Genomic DNA, 18285 nt, shown 5'->3' with positions numbered 1-18285 from the left:
AAACCGGTGAAGTGGCTCGACAGGCCGATGTTGAGGATATGGCTGTGCAGGCGCTCCACCTCCAGCAGCACGGCGCGGATCATCTTGGCCCGCTCCGGCACCGGAATACCCATGGCGTTCTCCACCGAGGTGGTGTAGGCGACGCTGTGGGTAAAACCGCAGATGCCGCAGACCCGGTCGGTCAGAAACGCCACTTCGTTGTAGCCCATGCGGGTTTCCGCCAGCTTCTCCATGCCACGATGGACATAGAAGAGGCGGTAGTCGGCATCGATGATGTCTTCGCCATCGACGAACAGACGAAAGTGGCCCGGTTCGTCCGAGGTGATGTGCAGCGGGCCGACCGGCACGATACGGTTGGCATCACTGCCGAGCTCGTTGACGAAGGGGTAGGTCTCGGTGTCGGTAGTGGGCATCGGGCGCTGGCGATAATCCATGGCGTCCTTGCGCAGGGGATGGATATCCTCCGGCCAGTCGTCCGGCAACACCAGACGGCGTTCGTCCGGCAGACCGATGGCGCGCAGGCCATACATGTCGCGGATCTCCCGCTCGCCCCACACCGCCGCCGGAATGGTCGGGGTGATGGAGGGGTACTCCTGGGTATCGGCATCTACCAGCACCTTGACGGTGATCCAGCACTTGGTGTCGCCCTCCATGGAGAAGACGTGGTAGACGGCGAAGTGGCCGTTGAGGCTGCGCTCGTCATTGGCAAAGGAGAGCGGAAGCCAGCCCCCCAGCTGATGGAAGATCAGGCTGGCGGTCTCGACCAGACTGGTGGGCTTGACGGTAATGGTGGCCTGATCGGCGGTTTGCCACTCCTCGTCGACGATGGCGTGGGGCAGTTGTGCTCGCACCTGCTGGATGTAGTCGCAGCCGATGCGATCCGAAATGGCGATGGTCATGCAGTTCTCACTTTAATGTTCGGGAATGAGCATTCACAAATGATGAAATCGGAAAAAGTTGCTGTGCTGGCGGGCATGATTCAGATCCCGACCAGATAGGCGAGCAGCGCCAGCAGGGCTAGCCCCAACCCGTAGCGGGTGAGCTTGTGGGTGCGCACGAACTGGGTGCGGGCCATGGCGTTTTCGATGATGCCAGCCAGTAAAAAGGCCACCAGCAGCTTGCAGGCGAGGATCAGCGCCGCGCCGATGAGCGCCGGCAGACTCCAGTTGGCCGCCTTGCCGAAGGGGAGGAAAATCACCAAGAAGAGCTGCACCACCACCAACTGCTTGAGGCCGATGGAGAGCTTGAGCAGGGCCAGGCCCGCACCGGAATACTCGGTGAGCGGCCCCTCCTGCAACTCCTGCTCGGCTTCGGCGCAGTCAAAGGGCAGCTTGCCCATCTCGACAAACACCGCGAAGGCGCAGGCGGCGCCAGCCAAGAGGGTGGCAACCGGCGCGGCCAGCGGCTGGGTCGCCACATAGCTGCTGATATTGCCCAGATCCGAGCTGCCCACCATCATCGCCATGATGAAGCAGGCGAGCACCAGAATGGGCTCTACCAGAATGCCGAGAGTCAGTTCGCGGCGGGCGCCGATCCCTGCAAACATGCTGCCGCTGTCTAGCCCCGAGAGGGAGAAGAAGAAGCGGAAGATGGCGAACAGATAGATATCGGTGATGAGATCCCCGGCGATGGGGAAGGGGGACTCGTGAGTCAGGGTTGGCAGCGCCATCCCTACCAGCAAGAGGGCGGCAATGAGCAGCGCAGGCATCAGGTTGAAGATGATGCCGGCAGGCTCGGGAGTTACCTCCTGACGGCGCAGGAGCTTGGCGATATCCCGGTAATCCTGCAGCAGGCCCGGCCCCTGACGGGAGTGCATCTTGGCCCGCAGCACCCGGTTGAAACCGGTGGCGAGCGGCGCCAGCGCCAGCATGGCGATGGCCTGGGTCAGGGCGAGGGCAACCATGCCCCAGCTCGGCATTTCAAGAACAGGCATATCAGACTCCTACAGCCATCAGGATAAAGAGCGCCAGCACAACACCGTGCAGCAGCCAGCCGGTTGTCCCGCTGGTATCGCTCACCCCGTGCAGGGCGCTAGCCAGATCGAGCTGCGGCTGCTTGCGATAGAGCGGCGCGCAGAGTTGGCGCAAGGTGTGGGTGACACCGCCGGAGGTGAGGCTCATACGCTCCTCGTAGGCGTAACCACAAGCCCACGGGGTGCCAGCGTGACGACGACCCAGCTTGGGCCCCTTGAAGATGGCCAGTACCAGCAGCGGAATGAGGAATAGCCCCAGCAAGGTGATGGCGATAACGGGCGGGGAGAGGATCGCCTGGCTGCTGTCGAGTGGCAGCAGGGTGGCGCCAGTGGCCACGTTCATTTGGCCGCTTACCAAGGCTTGGCCATAGCTGGCAATATGGGGGGCAATCCAGGGGGCGCCCAGACCCAGCACCAGACAGACCGCGGCCAGCAGCAGGGTGCCAGCCACCATGGCGCCCGGCACTTCGCGGGCGTGGCTCGCCTTCTCGCTGCGCGGGGCGCCGCAGAAGCAGATGCCATACACCTTGACGAAACACATCACCGCCATGGCGCCGGTCACCGCCAGCATCACTACCGCGAGCGGCGCGACGATCGAGGTGCCGAGTTTGGTCATGGAGAGCAGGGATTGATAGATAAACCACTCGCTGACAAAGCCGTTCAGGGGCGGCAGCGCCGAGATGGCCATGGCACCGATGAGGAACGCCAGCGCGGTCCAGGGCATCAGTTTGGCGAGACCCCCCATCTTGTCCATATCGCGGGTGTGCAGGCGGAACATCACCGAGCCGGTGCCCATAAAGAGCAGGCTCTTGAAGATGGCGTGGTTGAGCAGGTGATAGAGGGCACCGAGCAGCCCCAGCACCACCAGCGCCGGTTGCTGGTTGGCGATGCCGATCATGCCGATGCCCATCCCCATCAGGATGATGCCGATGTTCTCCACCGTGTGGTAGGCGAGCAGCCGCTTGAGATCGTGCTCGGCCAGCGCAAACAGCACCCCGAGCACTGCCGAACAGGCACCGAAGATCAGCACCACATAACCCCACCAGAGCTGGCTGGCGCCGAGAAAATCGATGCTGACCCGCAAGATGCCAAAGAGACCCAGCTTCACCATCACGCCAGACATCAGCGCCGAGATATGGGACGGCGCAACGGGCTCGGCCACCGGCAGCCAGCCGTGCAGCGGCACGAAACCGGCGCGCAGGCCAAAACCGCAGAAGCTGAGCAGGAACACCAGGGAGGCCAAACCGCCCGCCAGATGGTGTTCGCGCAGCGCGGAGAACTCCAGCGAGCCGCTTTCGCGGCAGAGCAGCCAGAAGGCGACCAGCACCAGCGCCATGCCGATATGGTTCATCACCAGGTAAAGCCGGCTCTGTTTGGCGGCCTCGGGGTTGGTTTTGACCAGCCAGTAGGTGGTGAGGGTCACCAGCTCGTAGCAGAGCAAGAAACCGAGCGCATTGTCGGCCAGCACCATGCCCACCATGGCAAAGAGGAAGAGGTTCATCAGCGCGCCGATGGCCACATCCCCCTTGCCCTGATATTCGCGGATATAGGCAAAGGAGTAGAGGGCGACGGCGACGCCGACGGTGCTAATCACCAGCAGCATCAGCGCGGCCAGCATGTCGAGGTGCACCGAGCCCAGCAGCCAGAGCTGGCCGTCGACGGGGATGCCTTGGGCAAAGATCTGGATGGCGGCGACCAGACCCGCGAGCGAGCCCAGCAGGGCAAAACCGCTATTGAGACGGTTGGCCAGTGCGGGCAGTTTTTGCAGGAGCAAACCGGCGGCAGCGCCCAACAAAAAGAGCAGGAGCGTGGCCATAACAAGGGGGGACAACATCAGCGAACTCCCTCTGTGGTAGATAAATCGGATGCAGGGATCGCCGTGGCAGGCGCCGAGAAGGCAGAGGCCCCTTGCGGGTTGGTGTCGGCCGCTTGCTGGCGACGGATACGGGCGGCGCGTTCGGTGTCGCCGTCATTGACCAGCTTAAGTGCCTGGGAGGGGCAGGCACCGACACAGGCGGGGCCTTCGGCGCGAAATTCACAGAGGTCGCACTTGACGGCGATGCTGCGCACGCCCGGCTCCCAGCTCAGCAGATCCTCGCCAAAGCAGCGCAGGCCGGCAGAGGTTGAGGGGTTGCTGGAGCGGATGGAGCAGGGGATATAGGTGTCGTAACTGGTGGCCACGGCCACCGGACGGCTGCCACCGCTCTGGATAGCGCCAAAGGGGCAGGCCACGGCGCAGAGATTGCAGCCGATGCAGAGCGACTCGTTGAGTTGCACGCAATCGCCGGTCTGGTGAATTGCCTCGACCGGGCACACCTTGATGCAGGGGGCATCGTCACAGTGACGGCACTGAACCGGCATGGTCGCCTGCTCGTGTCGCATAACGGTTAAACGGGGGGCTTGCTGCAAACCTTGCGCCTTGTGTACCTCGCTGCAGGCCGCCATACAGGTGCCACAGCCGATACAAAGCTTGGGGTCAGCGATAACGAAGCGGTTCATAGCCTACCTTGTCGTGTCGCGAACGGAGAAAGTAGGGGCAGGTTGGCAAGATACGGGCCAGATTGGTTTTTGCAGCAAAATTGGTTTTAAGTTGCTGTTTTTAAATAAATAAAAATCTTGGTGTGGTTGGGTGAAAGGGCTGGCATGGCTGTCGAACTGTGACGTTCGTCACTTGTGACGAAGCCGACTGGAGGGTTCGTCACCTTGGAAAACGCAGCATTAAGTAGGGTGCAAAGAACGCAGTGAATTGCACCGTTTACAGCATATGGTCGCCGTGGTTTGCTCCCTTCTCCCCTCGCGGGAGAAGGGTTGGGGATGAGGGGGCCGGTAATCGGGGTTAACGGAAACAACAGAGGGAGGCCAATGCCTCCCTCTCTCTCTTGCTGACGTTTTCTATGCCATCAAGAGGCCATCAACCCGCCATCAGATATCCACCTGGGATCCCAGCTCGATAACCCGGTTGGGCGGGATCTCGAACTGATCCGGGGCGCGCAGGGCGTTGCGCTGCAGCAGCATAAAGAGCTTGCCGCGCAGATAGAGATACCAGGGACGGTCTTTCATGATGAGCGACTCGTGGGCCATAAAGAACGAGGTCTCCATCATCCGGCAGCTCAGCCCCTCGGCGTTGCAGCGGTGGAAGATCTCCTCCACGTTCGGAGTCTCGCGCCAGCCGTAACTTGCCACCACCCGCCAGAAGGTGGGGGAGAGCTGCTCGATGCAGACCCGGCGCACATTGTGGACGTAGGGCACCTCTTCCACCCGCAGGGTGAGCAGGATGATCCGCTCGTGCAGCACCTTGTTGTGCTTGAGGTTATGTAGCAGCGCATGGGGGATCACGTTAACCACCCGCGACATATAGACGGCGGTGCCGGCCACCCGGGTCGGCGGGGATTTTTCCAGCGAGGCGATCATCGGCTCAAGGGAGTTGCCGTGCTCGTTCAGGCGGCGAATAAGCTGGAAACGCTCGCTCTTCCAGCTGGTCATCACGGTGAACATCACCGCACCCAGGGTGAGCGGCAGCCAGCCGCCGGAGAAGATCTTGGCGAGGTTGGCGGCAAACAGCGGTACGTCGATACAGAGCAGTGCGGCAAACAGGATGGCCACCAGATACTTGTTCCAGTGCCAGCTGTTCTTGGCCACCGAGCAGGAGAGGATGGAGGTGAGCACCATGGTGCCGGTCACCGCGATGCCGTAGGCCGCCGCCAGATTGCTGGAGTGCTCGAAGCTCATGATGACGATCACCACCGAGATATAGAGCATCCAGTTGATGACCGGAATATAGATCTGGCCTGACTCCTGCTCGGAGGTGTGAACGATGCGAATGGGTGAGAGATAACCGAGCCGCACCGCCTGCCGGGTCAGCGAAAATACCCCGGAGATCACCGCCTGCGAGGCGATCACCGTCGCCATGGTTGCCAGCAGCAGCAGCGGCACCAGCGCCCATTTCGGGGCGAGCAGGAAGAAGGGGTTGGCAATGGCGGCGGGGTTACTCAGCAGCAGCGCACCCTGACCAAAGTAGTTGAGTACCAGCGAGGGCAGCACCACGATAAACCAGGCGAGGCGAATTGGATTTTTGCCAAAGTGGCCCATATCCGCGTAGAGCGCCTCCACCCCGGTGATGGCCAGCACCACGGCGCCGAGGGCAAAGAAGGAGGTGGTCTGGTACTGGATAAAGAAGCGCACCGCCCAGACGGGGTTGAGCGCCCCCAGCACCTCGGGGTTGTGGATGATGCCGCGCAGCCCCAGCACCGCCAGCGTCATAAACCAGATCAGCATGATGGGGGCAAACAGCTTGCCCACCATGGCGGTGCCATGTTTCTGGATGGCAAACAGCAGGGTCAGCACCAGCACCGAGAGGGTGACGATATAGGGGTCGAGGGCGGGGGTGAGAATGCTCAGACCCTCGATGGCCGACATCACCGACATCGCCGGGGTGATCACCACCTCGCCATAGAAGAAGCTGCCACCAATCAGGCCGAGGATGATCAGCAGCGGCGTCCAGCGGGTGGAGGCGTTGCGGGTCGCCAGCGACATCAGGGTGAGAATGCCACCCTCGCCGGCGTTGTCGGCCCGCATCACAAAGGAGAGGTACTTGACCGACACCACCAGGATCAGCAGCCAGAAGATCAGCGAGAGAAAGCCGAGAATGGAGGACGGCTCGACGCCGAACCCGAATTGACCTGACAGGCACTCGCGCAAGGTATAGAGCGGGCTGGTGCCGATATCGCCATAGACTACGCCAATCGCCGCCAGCATGACGCCGGACATGGCTTGTTGTTTATCACAGTTCATGAGTTCATCTTGTCAGTTTGATGTTTACACGTTTGCCACAGCAGATCGCCCCGAACACATCAGGTATGTGTGAATACAACATCGGGGGGAAATCAAAGGATTGCGATGGGAAGGGAGCTAATCGGATATAAAGATGCGTTTCATGGGACACAGTCTGTTCATCTGTCGTTAAGCTTATAATGACACACACTCTGCGGGTTTATGCTCAGGTATAAATAATCAAAACGTCCTTTTGAGTAAGGTTATTAATTGGCCGTTGATTGAAATATTCACCTGCTCTGTGGGCAACCGTTTGTTTTATCTGGGGAAGAGGTTTGGCCACTATTTTTTACCGAAGCGAGTGAAAAACAGACGATAAAATAGTGACTAATTAATTGCTGGCAGGATGGCAAAGGGGAGGGCGCTGGGTAGCAATGGAGTCTTTATTTGGAAGGAAAAAATGTAGGGTGCAATGAACGAAGTGAATTGCACCCAGTATTAAAAGAGGCAAGAGGTGCAATGCGCTGCGCTTATTGCACCTTACGATATCTTTAGAAATTATCTTTTGATATTATCTCTTTTTATCGTCACTGTTATTTGAACTATTGGAGGATTTAAGCCAATAGGATGAAATACTTGAGTCGCGATCGTAAATCAAACTGTTGCGACTTGCAACTCTATCTAAACCTGCATCTGAAATTATTGATGCATAGCTATCTCTGTTGTTTCTAGAAGATAGCGTTGACCCAGCGAAGTCTATTAAAGGCTGCTGTTTGGTTGCAGTTTCTCTTAATTTTTCGACTTGTGATCTTAACTCTGATATAGTTTTGTTTTTAGTTTTATTTTCTCCCTTGTAGCTTTCTAATTCACTTATTAATTTTTCTATTGAAGCCATCCTTTCCTCATTTTCAGCTCTAAGCTTTTGACTTTCTGAGTTCGCTTTTGAAAGCATTTCCGCATGTTTTTTTAGCTCTGTGTCTAGAGTTTTGACAAAGCTACCCATTTCATCAGCACTACCTGACATTCGATTGAATATATTTAGAAAATATATAATATTTTGGTCTTCGGAAAAGTTAGGGTATCTTACCTTGTGATCAATTTCACTCCAACCCTCTTCAAAAATAGTTCTTACTTGAACCTCTATAAATGTAGGTTTTCGCGAAAGTTGAGATTGGAAAACGTAGTGGATTGATCGATATCCTGCGGGATGTATTTTTATTGAAAATCCATCCTCATTATATTCTGCATCTCCGTTTCTTATATATATAACAGGAAGTTCCTGTGGTTCCCAAACACTCTTCAAAAAATTATCAATAGGTTTGTATTCATCTTTAAAAAGATGTATTGCTCTAATTCCAATTAAATCAGTGACAATTTCATGATAATTTTCCTTGTTTATTGTTTTATATTTTTCTTGAACTGTCTCGCCATCTTTAGGTAGGTTTTTTCTGATGATTTTTTCTATGAGATGTTCAGGGTCTTTGACTCTCCACCTAACCGAATGAACCTCTTTACAGCCTTGTATTATTTTGACAAAAAACTCGGCAATTCCTTTTCTATTTTCGATATTATAAAAATGATCTGTTCCTATTTCAGCTAATGTGTCCCAATTTAGCCCGCTACGGATAAATTCATCATTGCTGATTTTATATTTAAGTAAAAACTCATCCTTTGCAATACTAAACATATGTTACCTGCCTTATTATTATAAAAATAAATCATGGTTATTTATATACCCAGAACACTCAGTTTCCATGAAAATGCTGCCCTAAAAATTTGTTGCCGACTGAGTCATAGTAACCGGGCAGGTGAAAAACTGAAGAGGCAGGGGCCTAAAACCGGCTCTGGCTCAACAAATCAGTCAATAAGTAGCTCATTTTTGTTCGGTTTGGCTTGATGATGACCTGCCAGCTCGATAGCAAAACCAAACAACTTGGCCGCCGCTCCAAGCCATTTTTGCGTGCAGCACAGCCCATTTTTGGCCCTTGCTATGGTTTTTCTCCCCGGTTTTCCTTCCTCCGCTTGTCTGGTTTAGGGCAGCCGATCCTGGCTGCAAACTCCTTCGAATGGTTCCGTCACACGACTGGGGCAGGGGTTGGTCAGCCGGTGTCGAGCTCGTCACTTTTGTCGTGTCGATCACACTTCCCAGTCCGTCGTTACCCTCGTCAGTAGTGGTAAACAGCAAGCTGCTCTTGCCGATTACTCCTTTATTTTCAGTTGGTTGTAAATTTTTATCGCGCCATTTGCCCGTTTTGGTCTGATAAATGCTTTGTGGGGGGCTGGCCGCCTCTTTGCCTGTCGGCGGGCGGCCCGGTGTAACGAACCATTTAGGATCCCTCTCTATGAACAGCTTCGTGATTGCAGATCCCAGTCTCTGTATTGGGTGTCGTACCTGTGAGGTGGCCTGCGCCGTTTCACACCAGTCAGGGTCTTGCAGCGGGACCCTTGAGCGGGAGGGCGGCCTGCATCTTGCCATCGAGGATGGACATCTGGTCTCCAAGGACAGCTACTTTCAGCCGCGCCTGAAGGTGATCGTGGGCAGTAAGGTGACCACACCGGTGCTCTGCCGCCAGTGTGAAGACAAGCCGTGCGCCATGGCCTGCCCGAACAATGCCATCGTCAGTGAGGATGGTTGCGTCAAGGTGTTGCAGGATCGCTGCATCGGCTGCAAGTCCTGCGTGGTGGCCTGTCCTTACGGCGCCATGGCGGTGGTGCTCAAAGAAGTGGCCCCCGCTGCCGATTCGCTCTTCAAGCGTCCGCAGACCAAGGCGCAGGCGCTCAAGTGCGATCTCTGCCGTCACCGTGAGGCGGGCCCGGCCTGTGTCGAGGTGTGTCCGACCCAGGCGCTGCGGCTGGTCACGCCGGAGCATCTTGAAAACCTGAACCGGCAGAAGCAGCTGGCCAGTGCCGAGGCACTGCTGGCGATGCCGGCGCGGGTGTGAGCGGGCTTGCCGAGCCGTTTTTCGTTAACAAACAAGAGTGTGAGTCATGAAAAAAGTCATTACCGTGTGCCCCTATTGCGGCACCGGTTGCAAAATCAACCTGCTGGTTGAAAACGACAAGGTGGTGGGGGCCGAAGGCGCCAACGGCCGGACCAACGAGGGGCAGCTCTGCCTCAAGGGCTATTACGGTTGGGATTTTTTGAACGACACCAACCTGCTGACCCCCCGTCTCAAGAGCCCGATGATCCGCCGCGAGCGCGGTGGCAAGTTCGAGGCGGTCTCCTGGGACGAAGCGATCGCGTTCGCCAGCAGCCGTCTGGCTGCCATCAAGGCGAAATATGGCCCGGACGCCATCATGACCACCGGCTCTGCCCGTGGCCCCGGCAATGAAGCCAACTATGTGATGCAGAAATTTGCCCGTGCGGTGATTGGGACGAACAACGTCGACCACTGCGCGAGGGTGTGACACGCACCCTCAGTCTCCGGTCTGGAGACAACTGTAGGTAACGGCGCCATGAGCAACGCCATTCCCGAAATTCAAGAGACCAAGTGCCTGCTGGTGTTTGGTTACAACGCTGCTGACTCTCACCCCATCGTCGCCCGCCATATCCTCAAGGCGAAGGCAAACGGGGCCAAGGTGATTGTGTGTGATCCCCGTATGGTGGAGACCGCCCGCATCGCCGATCAGTGGTTGCCGCTCAAAAACGGTTCCAACATGGCGCTGGTTAACGCTTTCGCTAACGTGTTGATTAACGAAGGGCTCTACAACAAGGCATTCGTCGCCAACTACACCGAAGGGTTCGAGACCTTGAAGGCGACGGTGGCCAAGTACACCCCGGAATATGTGGAGGGGATCACTGGCCTCAAAGCCGCCGATATCCGCGCCGCCATTCGCACCTATGCCGAGTCGCCTGCGTCCATGATCCTGTGGGGCATGGGAGTGACCCAGTACGGTCAGGCAGTGGACGTGGTCAAGGGGCTGGCGGGTCTGGCGCTGCTGACCGGCAACTTCGGTCGCCGCGGCACCGGTTGCGGGCCTGTTCGCGGTCAGAACAACGTGCAGGGCACCTGTGACATGGGGATGCTGCCCCACCAGTTCCCGGGTTATCAGTCTGTGGCCGATCCCGAGATCAGCGCCAAGTTCGCCAAAGCGTGGGGCGTGGAGTCGCTCTCCCAAAAGCCCGGCTATCGCCTGACCGAGCTTGGCCATAAGGTAGAGGAGGGCAAGTGCAAGGCCTTCTACATCTTTGGTGAAGACCCGGCCCAGACCGAGGCTGACTTGGGTCAGTTCCGCCGGACTCTGGCGGGGATGGAGCTGGTGATCGTGCAGGATATCTTCATGACCCAGACCGCCGAGATGGCCGACGTCATTCTGCCCGCCACCAGCTGGGGCGAGCACGAGGGGGTCTACAGCTCGGCAGATCGCGGCTTCCAGCGCTTCTACAAGGCGGTGACGCCCCCTGAGAACGTGAAGCCGGACTGGGCCATCTTCTCGTTGATGGCGACCGCCATGGGTTATCCCATGGAGTACCACAACACCGAAGAGATCTGGGACGAGATGCGTGCGCTCTGTCCGCTCTATGCCGGGGTCAGCTACGACAAGATGGCCGATCTCAAGAGCGTGCAGTGGCCTTGCCCGACCGAGGATCACCCGGGCACCAGCACTCTGTTCGAGGGGAACGTGTTCACCACCCCGAGCGGCAAGGGTCAGCTGATTGCCTCCGAGTGGCGGGCGCCGCTGGAGCAGCCCTGTGCGGAGTACCCGCTGGTGCTCTCCACCGTGCGCGAGGTAGGTCACTACTCCTGCCGCTCCATGACCGGCAACTGTTCGGCGCTGCAGACCCTGGCCGATGAGCCGGGCTATGTGCAGATCCACCCGAGCGATGCCAAAAAGCTCGGGGTGAAGGATCAGGCGCTGGTCTGGATCTCGTCGCGCCGTGGCAAGGTGATCACCCGGGCCAACTACAACGACCGGGTCAACGCCGGGGTGGTCTACATGACCTACCAGTGGTGGATCGGGGCCTGTAACGAGCTCACCATCGAGCACGTCGATCCCGTCTCCCACACGCCGGAGTACAAGTACTGCGCGGTGAAGATCGAGCGCATCGACAATCAGCCTGAGGCGGAAGTGTACGTCCAGACTGAATACAGCGCGCTCAAGGCGAAATTGCGCAGCGCAGCCAAAGGCTGAACGCCCTAAAAAAGAGGTTCTGCACAAATAAGGGAACCCGACTCGGATTTATCGAGTCGGGCACCCTTTTATTACCCAAAAACAGGGGATAAATGATGCAACATGAAATTGGTCGCTTATTCGGAATTTTCTATATTGGCACCTATCTGGCGGCGATATTGCTGGGAATAGGTTGCTATATTTGGCGCGACGAGATGATATTTCTGCTCGGCTTCGGTTTTTTCGGCTGTTTTATGGCAGCACGACTCGCCATGAGCAGCGTATTTTCTGCCTTGAGTATTTCCAGTGCCTGGCTGATCGGGTTTATCTCCACCACCTTGATCAACGGCCTGCTGTTGGGGGTGATCACCCTGCTGATCTACCTCACGCACCAGAGCGTCACCGCCGAGCTTGCCGACAACGCCAGCTGGCTGCTGATGGCCTTCCAGAGCTTGTCGGCCCTCTTTATCTTCGGTGGCCTGAAGTGCTGCCACAGCCGGATCATCACCTCGTAAATTGCCGATGGATGGGCAGCAAACGCCATCTTGAAACCCGCAGCCAGCGAAGAGGAAAGGGCAGATCTGACAGTTGACGGCGGCCCACTTTTCAGGCGCCTTAATTGAGATCAAGAACTGATGAAATAACCGGTTAAATATGGCCATCAGATATATTAAATCGGATTGTAATGAAATTTGAGCTCATCTATGATGAGTCGCCATTCCAATATATCCCCCGATAACGATGTTACTTTTTGTTGTCGTTCGTTAATAACAACTCTGGAATTGCAACATGCGACAATTTTCGTCACCGCTTTTCTTATTGGCAGCCGCTTTTACGGGCTGCGGCTATTTATTTTGGTGACGGGTGCTTGTCGTGATGCGATGGCATGGACAGCCTGACTGGTGACTAAATCGATATAACGTGAGGCCGCAATGCTAAATGTGAGTGCCATCCCCCTGGACGAGATCTCTCCCATCTGGGACGACGGTTTCCTCCTGCTCTCCAAATCCCTCCTGTCGGCCGTGACGCTCGATGATTTTATCCACAAACTCAACAAGATAGATGCCAGCTTCGGCGGCGTAACCCGGGTCAACCTGATCCTCAACATGGGTGCGGATGAGGAGGCCATCTTCTACTTCATGGGACATTCCGGCCCAAAGCATCTGGTCTGCCCCAAGGCAGAGCTGCACCTCTCCCCCCGTCCTACCAAAGAGACCCCGGAACAGGCCATCATTCTCGCTGCCGCCCGCTTTGAGAATCGCTGCCCGGCGCTGGATCGCGAAGGGGTCTACGGGGGGCTGCGCTCCTACTGCCAGCTCCCCATCACCACCGCCCGCAGCCACTTGGGCGGGGTCGAGTTTATCAACACCCAGCTCGACAGCTTCACCATGGAGACCCTTGCCAAACTGACCCAGCTGGCGGCCATTATCGCCATTGCGCTCGAAAACGTGCTCGACAAGGAGCGCACTCTGGAGCAGGCCAACTCCCTGCGCCTTGAGCGCGACAGCTGCAAAATTCTGGTGGATGTGACCAACGCGGTAATCAAACTGGTGCGCATCGCCGAGCTGCCCAAGAGCCTGTTTGCCATCCTGCACCACCACTTCGGCATCAGCAGCTTGTGTCTGGCCGAATACAACGCCACCTCCGACAGCTTCAAGAGCTATCTGGTCAATCAACACCAGAGCGAGCAGCCGGGCATCATCGATCACTCCTGTTTCGAAAAGAAGTGTCTGCAGGGGGCCCTTGGTCATAGCGAGCCGTTTTTTGTCTATCGCGAACACGGCCACGGCTGCAGCAATCGCTGCCGCTTTACCTCCCAGATCCTGCCGCCCGAGGCTGACAGCTCCTGCATTTTGCCGCTGCGCTATCGGGGCAACCTGCTGGGGGTGTTGATCCTCTCGCATCCCAACGCCGACTTTTTTGCCGATATCGATATCTCTCTGCTGGAGCAGGTGGCGGCGCGCACCGCCATAGCCATGAACAACGTGCAGGCCCAGCAGGAGATCTCCAACACCAACGGCGCCAAAGAGAAGACCATTCGCATCAACGAGCCGCAGATGCAGGGGGAGTTCCCCCGCATCATCTACCAGAGCGCGGTGATGGAGAGCGTGCTGGAGAAGGTGCGGCTGGTGGCCGAGAGCGACAGTACCGTGCTGATCCTCGGTGAGACCGGTACCGGCAAGGAGCTGATCGCCCAGGCCATTCACGCCCTGAGTGCCCGCCACGACCACGAGATGGTGAAGGTGAACTGCGCCGCCATCCCCACCGGCCTTATCGAGAGCGATCTCTTTGGCCACGAGAAGGGGGCCTTCACCGGCGCCCTGACCCAGCGGATCGGCCGTTTCGAGCGGGCCCACAAGGGCACCCTGTTCCTCGACGAAGTGGGGGATATGCCGCTGGACTTGCAACCCAAACTCTTGCGGGTATTGCAGGAGCACGAGCTGGAGAGGGTGGGCAACAGCAACCCCATCGCAGTGGATGTGCGACTGGTGGCCGCCACCAACTGCGATCTGCTCTCCATGGTCAAGAACAAGCGTTTCAGAAGCGATCTCTACTACCGCCTCAATGTCTTTCCCATCGAGCTGCCGCCGCTGCGCGAGCGCCGCGAGGATATTCCGCTGCTGGTCAACTTCTTTATCAAGAAGATCGCCAAGCGGATGCGCCGCACCATCACCTCGATCCCCGCCGATGCCATGAAGATGCTGGTGTCGCTGCCCTGGTACGGCAATATCCGCGAGCTGGAGAACGTTATCGAGCGCGCCGTGGTGATGACCCGCGGTCATGTGCTCAACCTCTCGCCTGATGAGCTGATGCCCCTCAAGGGCTACCACAAGATTGAGACTCTGGTGTATGACGAACCCGCCACGCCGCTCTTTGCCGAGGAGGGGCCGACCGATGAGCGCGAAGCGATCATCGCTGCCCTGCGTGACTGCAACGGCATCGTCGCTGGCGAGCGAGGAGCGGCCAACCGCCTTGGCATGAAGCGCACCACCTTGCTCTCGAAAATGAAGCGGCTCGGCATTTCGGCCAGAGATCCCGAGATCATTGATGGGGTCGCACCATGAGAGAGGTAATTGAGCTTGAGGCGCGGAGCGAGCAAAAACAGAACGAACAGTGCGAGCAGAGAGAACAGAACGAGCTGGCCCGCTGCGCTATCCACCGCGAGGTGGTGCACTACCGCGCCGATGCGCTGACCTGCGACAGCGAAATGGCGCTCCCCTCCGAGACGCCGGTGGCGCTGGTCTACAACGGCATCGCCCACAGCGTGATGATGTGCTCGGCCTCCGATCTGGAGGATTTTGCCATCGGATTTTCGCTATCCGAGGGGATCATCGACAGCCTGCTCGATATCCACGACATCGAGCAGATTGAGGGCTGTCAGGGGATTGAGCTGCATATCACCCTGGCCAATCGCTGCGTTCACCGCCTCAAAGAGAAGCGGCGCACCCTGGCGGGGCGCACCGGTTGCGGCATCTGTGGCAGCGAGAGTCTGGAGCAGGTGATCCGCACCCAGCCAAGCTTGCCCGACAGTCAGCGTCTGGCGGTTGGCCATATCGACAAGGTGCTGAGCGCGCTGCGTCCGCTCCAGCTGCTGGGTCAGCGCACCGGCGCCACCCATGCGGCTGTGCATCTGGATGGGGAAGGCAACATTCTCGCTATTCGCGAGGATGTGGGACGCCATATCGCTCTGGACAAGCTGGTGGGCCATCTGTGCCGCACGGGTCGCCGTGACGGCGCCATTCTGGTGACCAGCCGCGCCAGCTTCGAGATGGTGCAAAAGTGCGCCAGCGCCGGAGTGGAAATATTGCTCGCCATCTCGGCCGCCACCGAGCTTGCGGTCGAGCGGGCCGAGCAGACCGGCCTCACCCTGGTGGGCTTTTGCCGTCTCGGGCGGGCCGAGATCTACAGCGGGTGCCAGCGCATTCTGCTTTAAGTGACAGCAAGAGTGAGAGCCTGCTAAAGGGCTTATAAAAACTGGCAATAAAAAAGGGCGGGGAGTGTGACTCCCCGCCCTTGTTGTATCTGCTGCTGTGGCGGCTTAGCGCGCCAGCAGGATACGCAGCATGCGGCGCAGCGGCTCGGCGGCGCCCCACAGCAGCTGGTCACCCACGGTAAAGGCGGCCAGATACTCAGGGCCCATATTGAGCTTGCGCAGACGGCCCACCGGAATGCTGAGGGTGCCGGTGACGGCAGCCGGGGTCAGCTCGCGGGCGGTGATGTCGCGATCGTTGGGGATCACTTTCACCCAGTCGTTGTGGGCAGCCAGCAGCGCTTCGATCTCCGCCAGCGGCACGTCCTTTTTCAGCTTGATGGTGAACGCCTGGCTGTGGCAGCGCAGGGCACCGATCCGCACACAGAGACCATCCACCGGAATGACGGCGTTCTCGATACCCAAAATCTTGTTGGTCTCGGCCTGACCCTTCCACTCTTCACGGCTTTGGCCGTTGTCGAGCTTGGTGTCGATCCAGGGGATAAGGCCACCGGCCAGCGGTACGCCGAAGTTGTCCACCGGCAGGGTGCCGGAGCGGGTCTTCTCGGTGATCTTGCGCTCGATGTCGAGAATGGCGGAGGCGGGGTCTGCCAGCTCAACCGCCACTTCGTCGCGCAGCATCCCCATCTGGGTCACCAGCTCGCGCATATGGCGGGCACCACCACCGGAGGCAGCCTGATAGGTGGCCACGCTCACCCACTCCACCAGATCGGCCTTGAACAGGCCACCGAGGGCCAGCAGCATCAGACTGACGGTGCAGTTGCCGCCGACGAAGGTCTTGATGCCATCGTTCAGAGCCTGCTCGATGACGTCGCCGTTGACCGGATCCAGAATGATGACGGCGTCTTTCTCCATCCGCAGGGAGGAGGCGGCGTCAATCCAGTAACCCTGCCAGCCAGCGGCTTTCAGGCGCGGATAGACATCCTTGGTGTAGTCGCCGCCTTGGGCGGTGATGATGATATCCTGCTTGGCCAGCGCCTCGATATCGAAGGCGTCCTGCAGAGTACCGGCATCGACGCCGAAGTTGGGAGCGGCCTCACCGGCCTGGGAGGTGGTGAAGAATGTGGGTTGAATATGGGCGAAATCCTGCTCTTCCTGCATCCGGCTCATCAGAACCGATCCCACCATGCCACGCCAACCGACCAAACCTACTTTTTTCATAATGTCCTACCCTGGATTGCTGCTAAAGAAACTCGCGATGACACCCGTAACCCCTTGTCTGGCGACGCCTGTTTACAAGCGGTTTACAGGCCATTTAAAAATATGCGCTGCGAAAAATGCGTCTATCCACATTACGGATTGTGGCGGCTTGCGCAAGTCGAATTGCGCAATATTCTGTGCCGTTTGCTGCATTAACCGGCAGCCAGAGCACCGCTCAGGCAGACGGGGAGCGAGAAGGTCAACATCAGACGAAAAGGCCACCGTTTATGGCGGTGGCCTGTCAATAAAGCGGTTGGGAACGTCCTGTGCTGTTGTCTGAGGGCGCAGTCGGCGAGTGAAACAGCCCGACCTGTTAGGCGCTTAGCCGTAACGGGCCAGGGTGAGCCCCTCATCGCTGATAGCGGGTTCGCTGCCGCTGATAAGATCGCACAACAGCTGACCCGAGCCGGCCGCCATGGTCCAGCCCAATGTGCCGTGGCCGGTATTGAGCCAGAGGCCGGGAATGGGGCTGGGCCCCACCAGTGGGGTGCCGTCCGGCGTCATGGGACGCAGGCCGGTCCAGAACTCGGCTTGGCTGATATCGCCCCCCTCGGGGAAAAGATCCCCCACCACCATCGCCAGGGTGTCGTGACGTCTGGGGTTGAGAGCGAGGTTGTAGCCCGACAGCTCCGCCATGCCGCCGACCCGGATCCGCTCATCAAAACGGGTGATGGCCACCTTGTAGGTCTCGTCGAGCACGGTGCTGCGCGGCGCGGCCTCGGCGTTGATCATCGGCAGGGTGAGGGAGTAGCCCTTGACCGGATAGACCGGCAGCTCCAGCCCGAGCGGGCGCAGCAGCGGCCGCAAAAAGCCGGTGGCATAGCTGCCGAGCGCACAGACGATGGCATCGGCGCGATAGCGCTGCTCGCCCGCCCGCACCGCCACGGCGCGGCCACGGGCTTGCTCAATCTCGTCGATGTCGCAGTTGAAGACAAACTTGACCCCGAGCTTCTCGGCTTCAAGGGCAAGGGCCTTGGTGAAGCGGAAGCAGTCGCCGGTCTCGTCGCCGGGCAGGCGCAAGCCGCCAACGATTTTGCCGCGCACCCGCGCCAGCGCAGGCTCTGCCGCTTCGCAGCCGCTGGCATCCAGCGACTGGTAGGGGACGCCATACTCCTCCAGCACCTCGATATCGCGCTGACTGGCATCGAGCTGGGATTGGCTGCGAAACAGCTGCAGGGTGCCGAGCTGGCGCCCTTCGTAATCGATGCTCAGCTCGTCGCGCAGCAGGGTCGATTTACCG

General features: G+C 58.4%; 13 protein-coding genes. 5 read left to right on the top strand and 8 right to left on the bottom strand.

From position 1 onward, the window contains the following. The 6 genes from AACR14_RS15845 to AACR14_RS15820 all read right to left on the bottom strand — a co-directional run. Positions 1-899 (bottom strand): NADH-quinone oxidoreductase subunit C (locus AACR14_RS15845; RefSeq protein ID WP_019446886.1); only part of this gene is annotated, 899 nt, incomplete at its 3' end. Positions 900-979: 80 nt separating this feature from the next. Then, the gene (locus AACR14_RS15840; RefSeq protein ID WP_019446885.1) at positions 980-1933 is read right to left on the bottom strand and encodes a respiratory chain complex I subunit 1 family protein; all 954 of its coding nucleotides are present in this window, start codon (positions 1931-1933) and stop codon (positions 980-982) included. A gap of 1 nt (position 1934) precedes the next feature. Next, on the bottom strand, positions 1935-3806 hold the full coding sequence (gene hyfB, locus AACR14_RS15835; RefSeq protein WP_019446884.1) for a hydrogenase 4 subunit B: 1872 nt from the start codon (positions 3804-3806) through the stop codon (positions 1935-1937). Further along, complete coding sequence (locus tag AACR14_RS15830) at positions 3806-4471, bottom strand: 4Fe-4S dicluster domain-containing protein (protein WP_019446883.1); 666 nt, start codon at positions 4469-4471, stop codon at positions 3806-3808. The genes hyfB and AACR14_RS15830 overlap by 1 nt, the downstream gene beginning before the upstream one ends. 423 nt (positions 4472-4894) lie before the next feature. Further along, positions 4895-6763, bottom strand: a complete 1869-nt coding sequence (kup, locus tag AACR14_RS15825) for a low affinity potassium transporter Kup (RefSeq protein ID WP_019446882.1) — start codon at positions 6761-6763, stop codon at positions 4895-4897. A 550-nt stretch (positions 6764-7313) separates the two neighbouring features. Continuing rightward, on the bottom strand, positions 7314-8429 hold the full coding sequence (locus tag AACR14_RS15820) for a RelA/SpoT domain-containing protein (RefSeq protein ID WP_019446881.1): 1116 nt from the start codon (positions 8427-8429) through the stop codon (positions 7314-7316). A gap of 655 nt (positions 8430-9084) precedes the next feature. On the opposite strand from AACR14_RS15820, the gene AACR14_RS15815 reads away from it, so the two are divergent. The 5 genes from AACR14_RS15815 to fdhD all read left to right on the top strand — a co-directional run bounded on the left by AACR14_RS15815 (position 9085) and on the right by fdhD (position 15788). Beyond that, positions 9085-9684: a 4Fe-4S dicluster domain-containing protein gene (locus AACR14_RS15815; RefSeq protein WP_019446880.1), complete on the top strand. Its 600-nt coding sequence runs from the start codon at positions 9085-9087 to the stop codon at positions 9682-9684. Positions 9685-9730: 46 nt separating this feature from the next. Further along, positions 9731-11875 (top strand): formate dehydrogenase subunit alpha, encoded by a 2145-nt coding sequence (gene fdhF / locus AACR14_RS15810; protein WP_083851959.1) that lies wholly within the window; start codon positions 9731-9733, stop codon positions 11873-11875. A 251-nt stretch (positions 11876-12126) separates the two neighbouring features. After that, the gene (locus AACR14_RS15805; protein WP_234784138.1) at positions 12127-12369 is read left to right on the top strand and encodes a hypothetical protein; all 243 of its coding nucleotides are present in this window, start codon (positions 12127-12129) and stop codon (positions 12367-12369) included. A gap of 417 nt (positions 12370-12786) precedes the next feature. Next, the gene (locus AACR14_RS15800; RefSeq protein WP_019446876.1) at positions 12787-14919 is read left to right on the top strand and encodes a sigma 54-interacting transcriptional regulator; all 2133 of its coding nucleotides are present in this window, start codon (positions 12787-12789) and stop codon (positions 14917-14919) included. Then, complete coding sequence (gene fdhD / locus AACR14_RS15795; protein WP_019446875.1) at positions 14916-15788, top strand: formate dehydrogenase accessory sulfurtransferase FdhD; 873 nt, start codon at positions 14916-14918, stop codon at positions 15786-15788. The genes AACR14_RS15800 and fdhD overlap by 4 nt, the downstream gene beginning before the upstream one ends. A 105-nt stretch (positions 15789-15893) precedes the next feature. Here the strand turns inward: fdhD and asd are convergent, their stop codons facing one another. After that, on the bottom strand, positions 15894-17006 hold the full coding sequence (gene asd, locus AACR14_RS15790; protein ID WP_005345266.1) for an aspartate-semialdehyde dehydrogenase: 1113 nt from the start codon (positions 17004-17006) through the stop codon (positions 15894-15896). Positions 17007-17366: 360 nt separating this feature from the next. Next, positions 17367-18285, bottom strand: a 919-nt coding sequence (locus tag AACR14_RS15785) for a D-amino acid dehydrogenase (RefSeq protein WP_019446874.1), incomplete at its 5' end; no start/stop codon positions are given.

Origin of the sequence: Aeromonas sp. 159 (assembly GCF_963862045.1) — a bacterium.
Lineage (GTDB): Bacteria > Pseudomonadota > Gammaproteobacteria > Enterobacterales > Aeromonadaceae > Aeromonas > Aeromonas veronii.
This window is presented reverse-complemented; position numbering and strand designations above follow the sequence as displayed.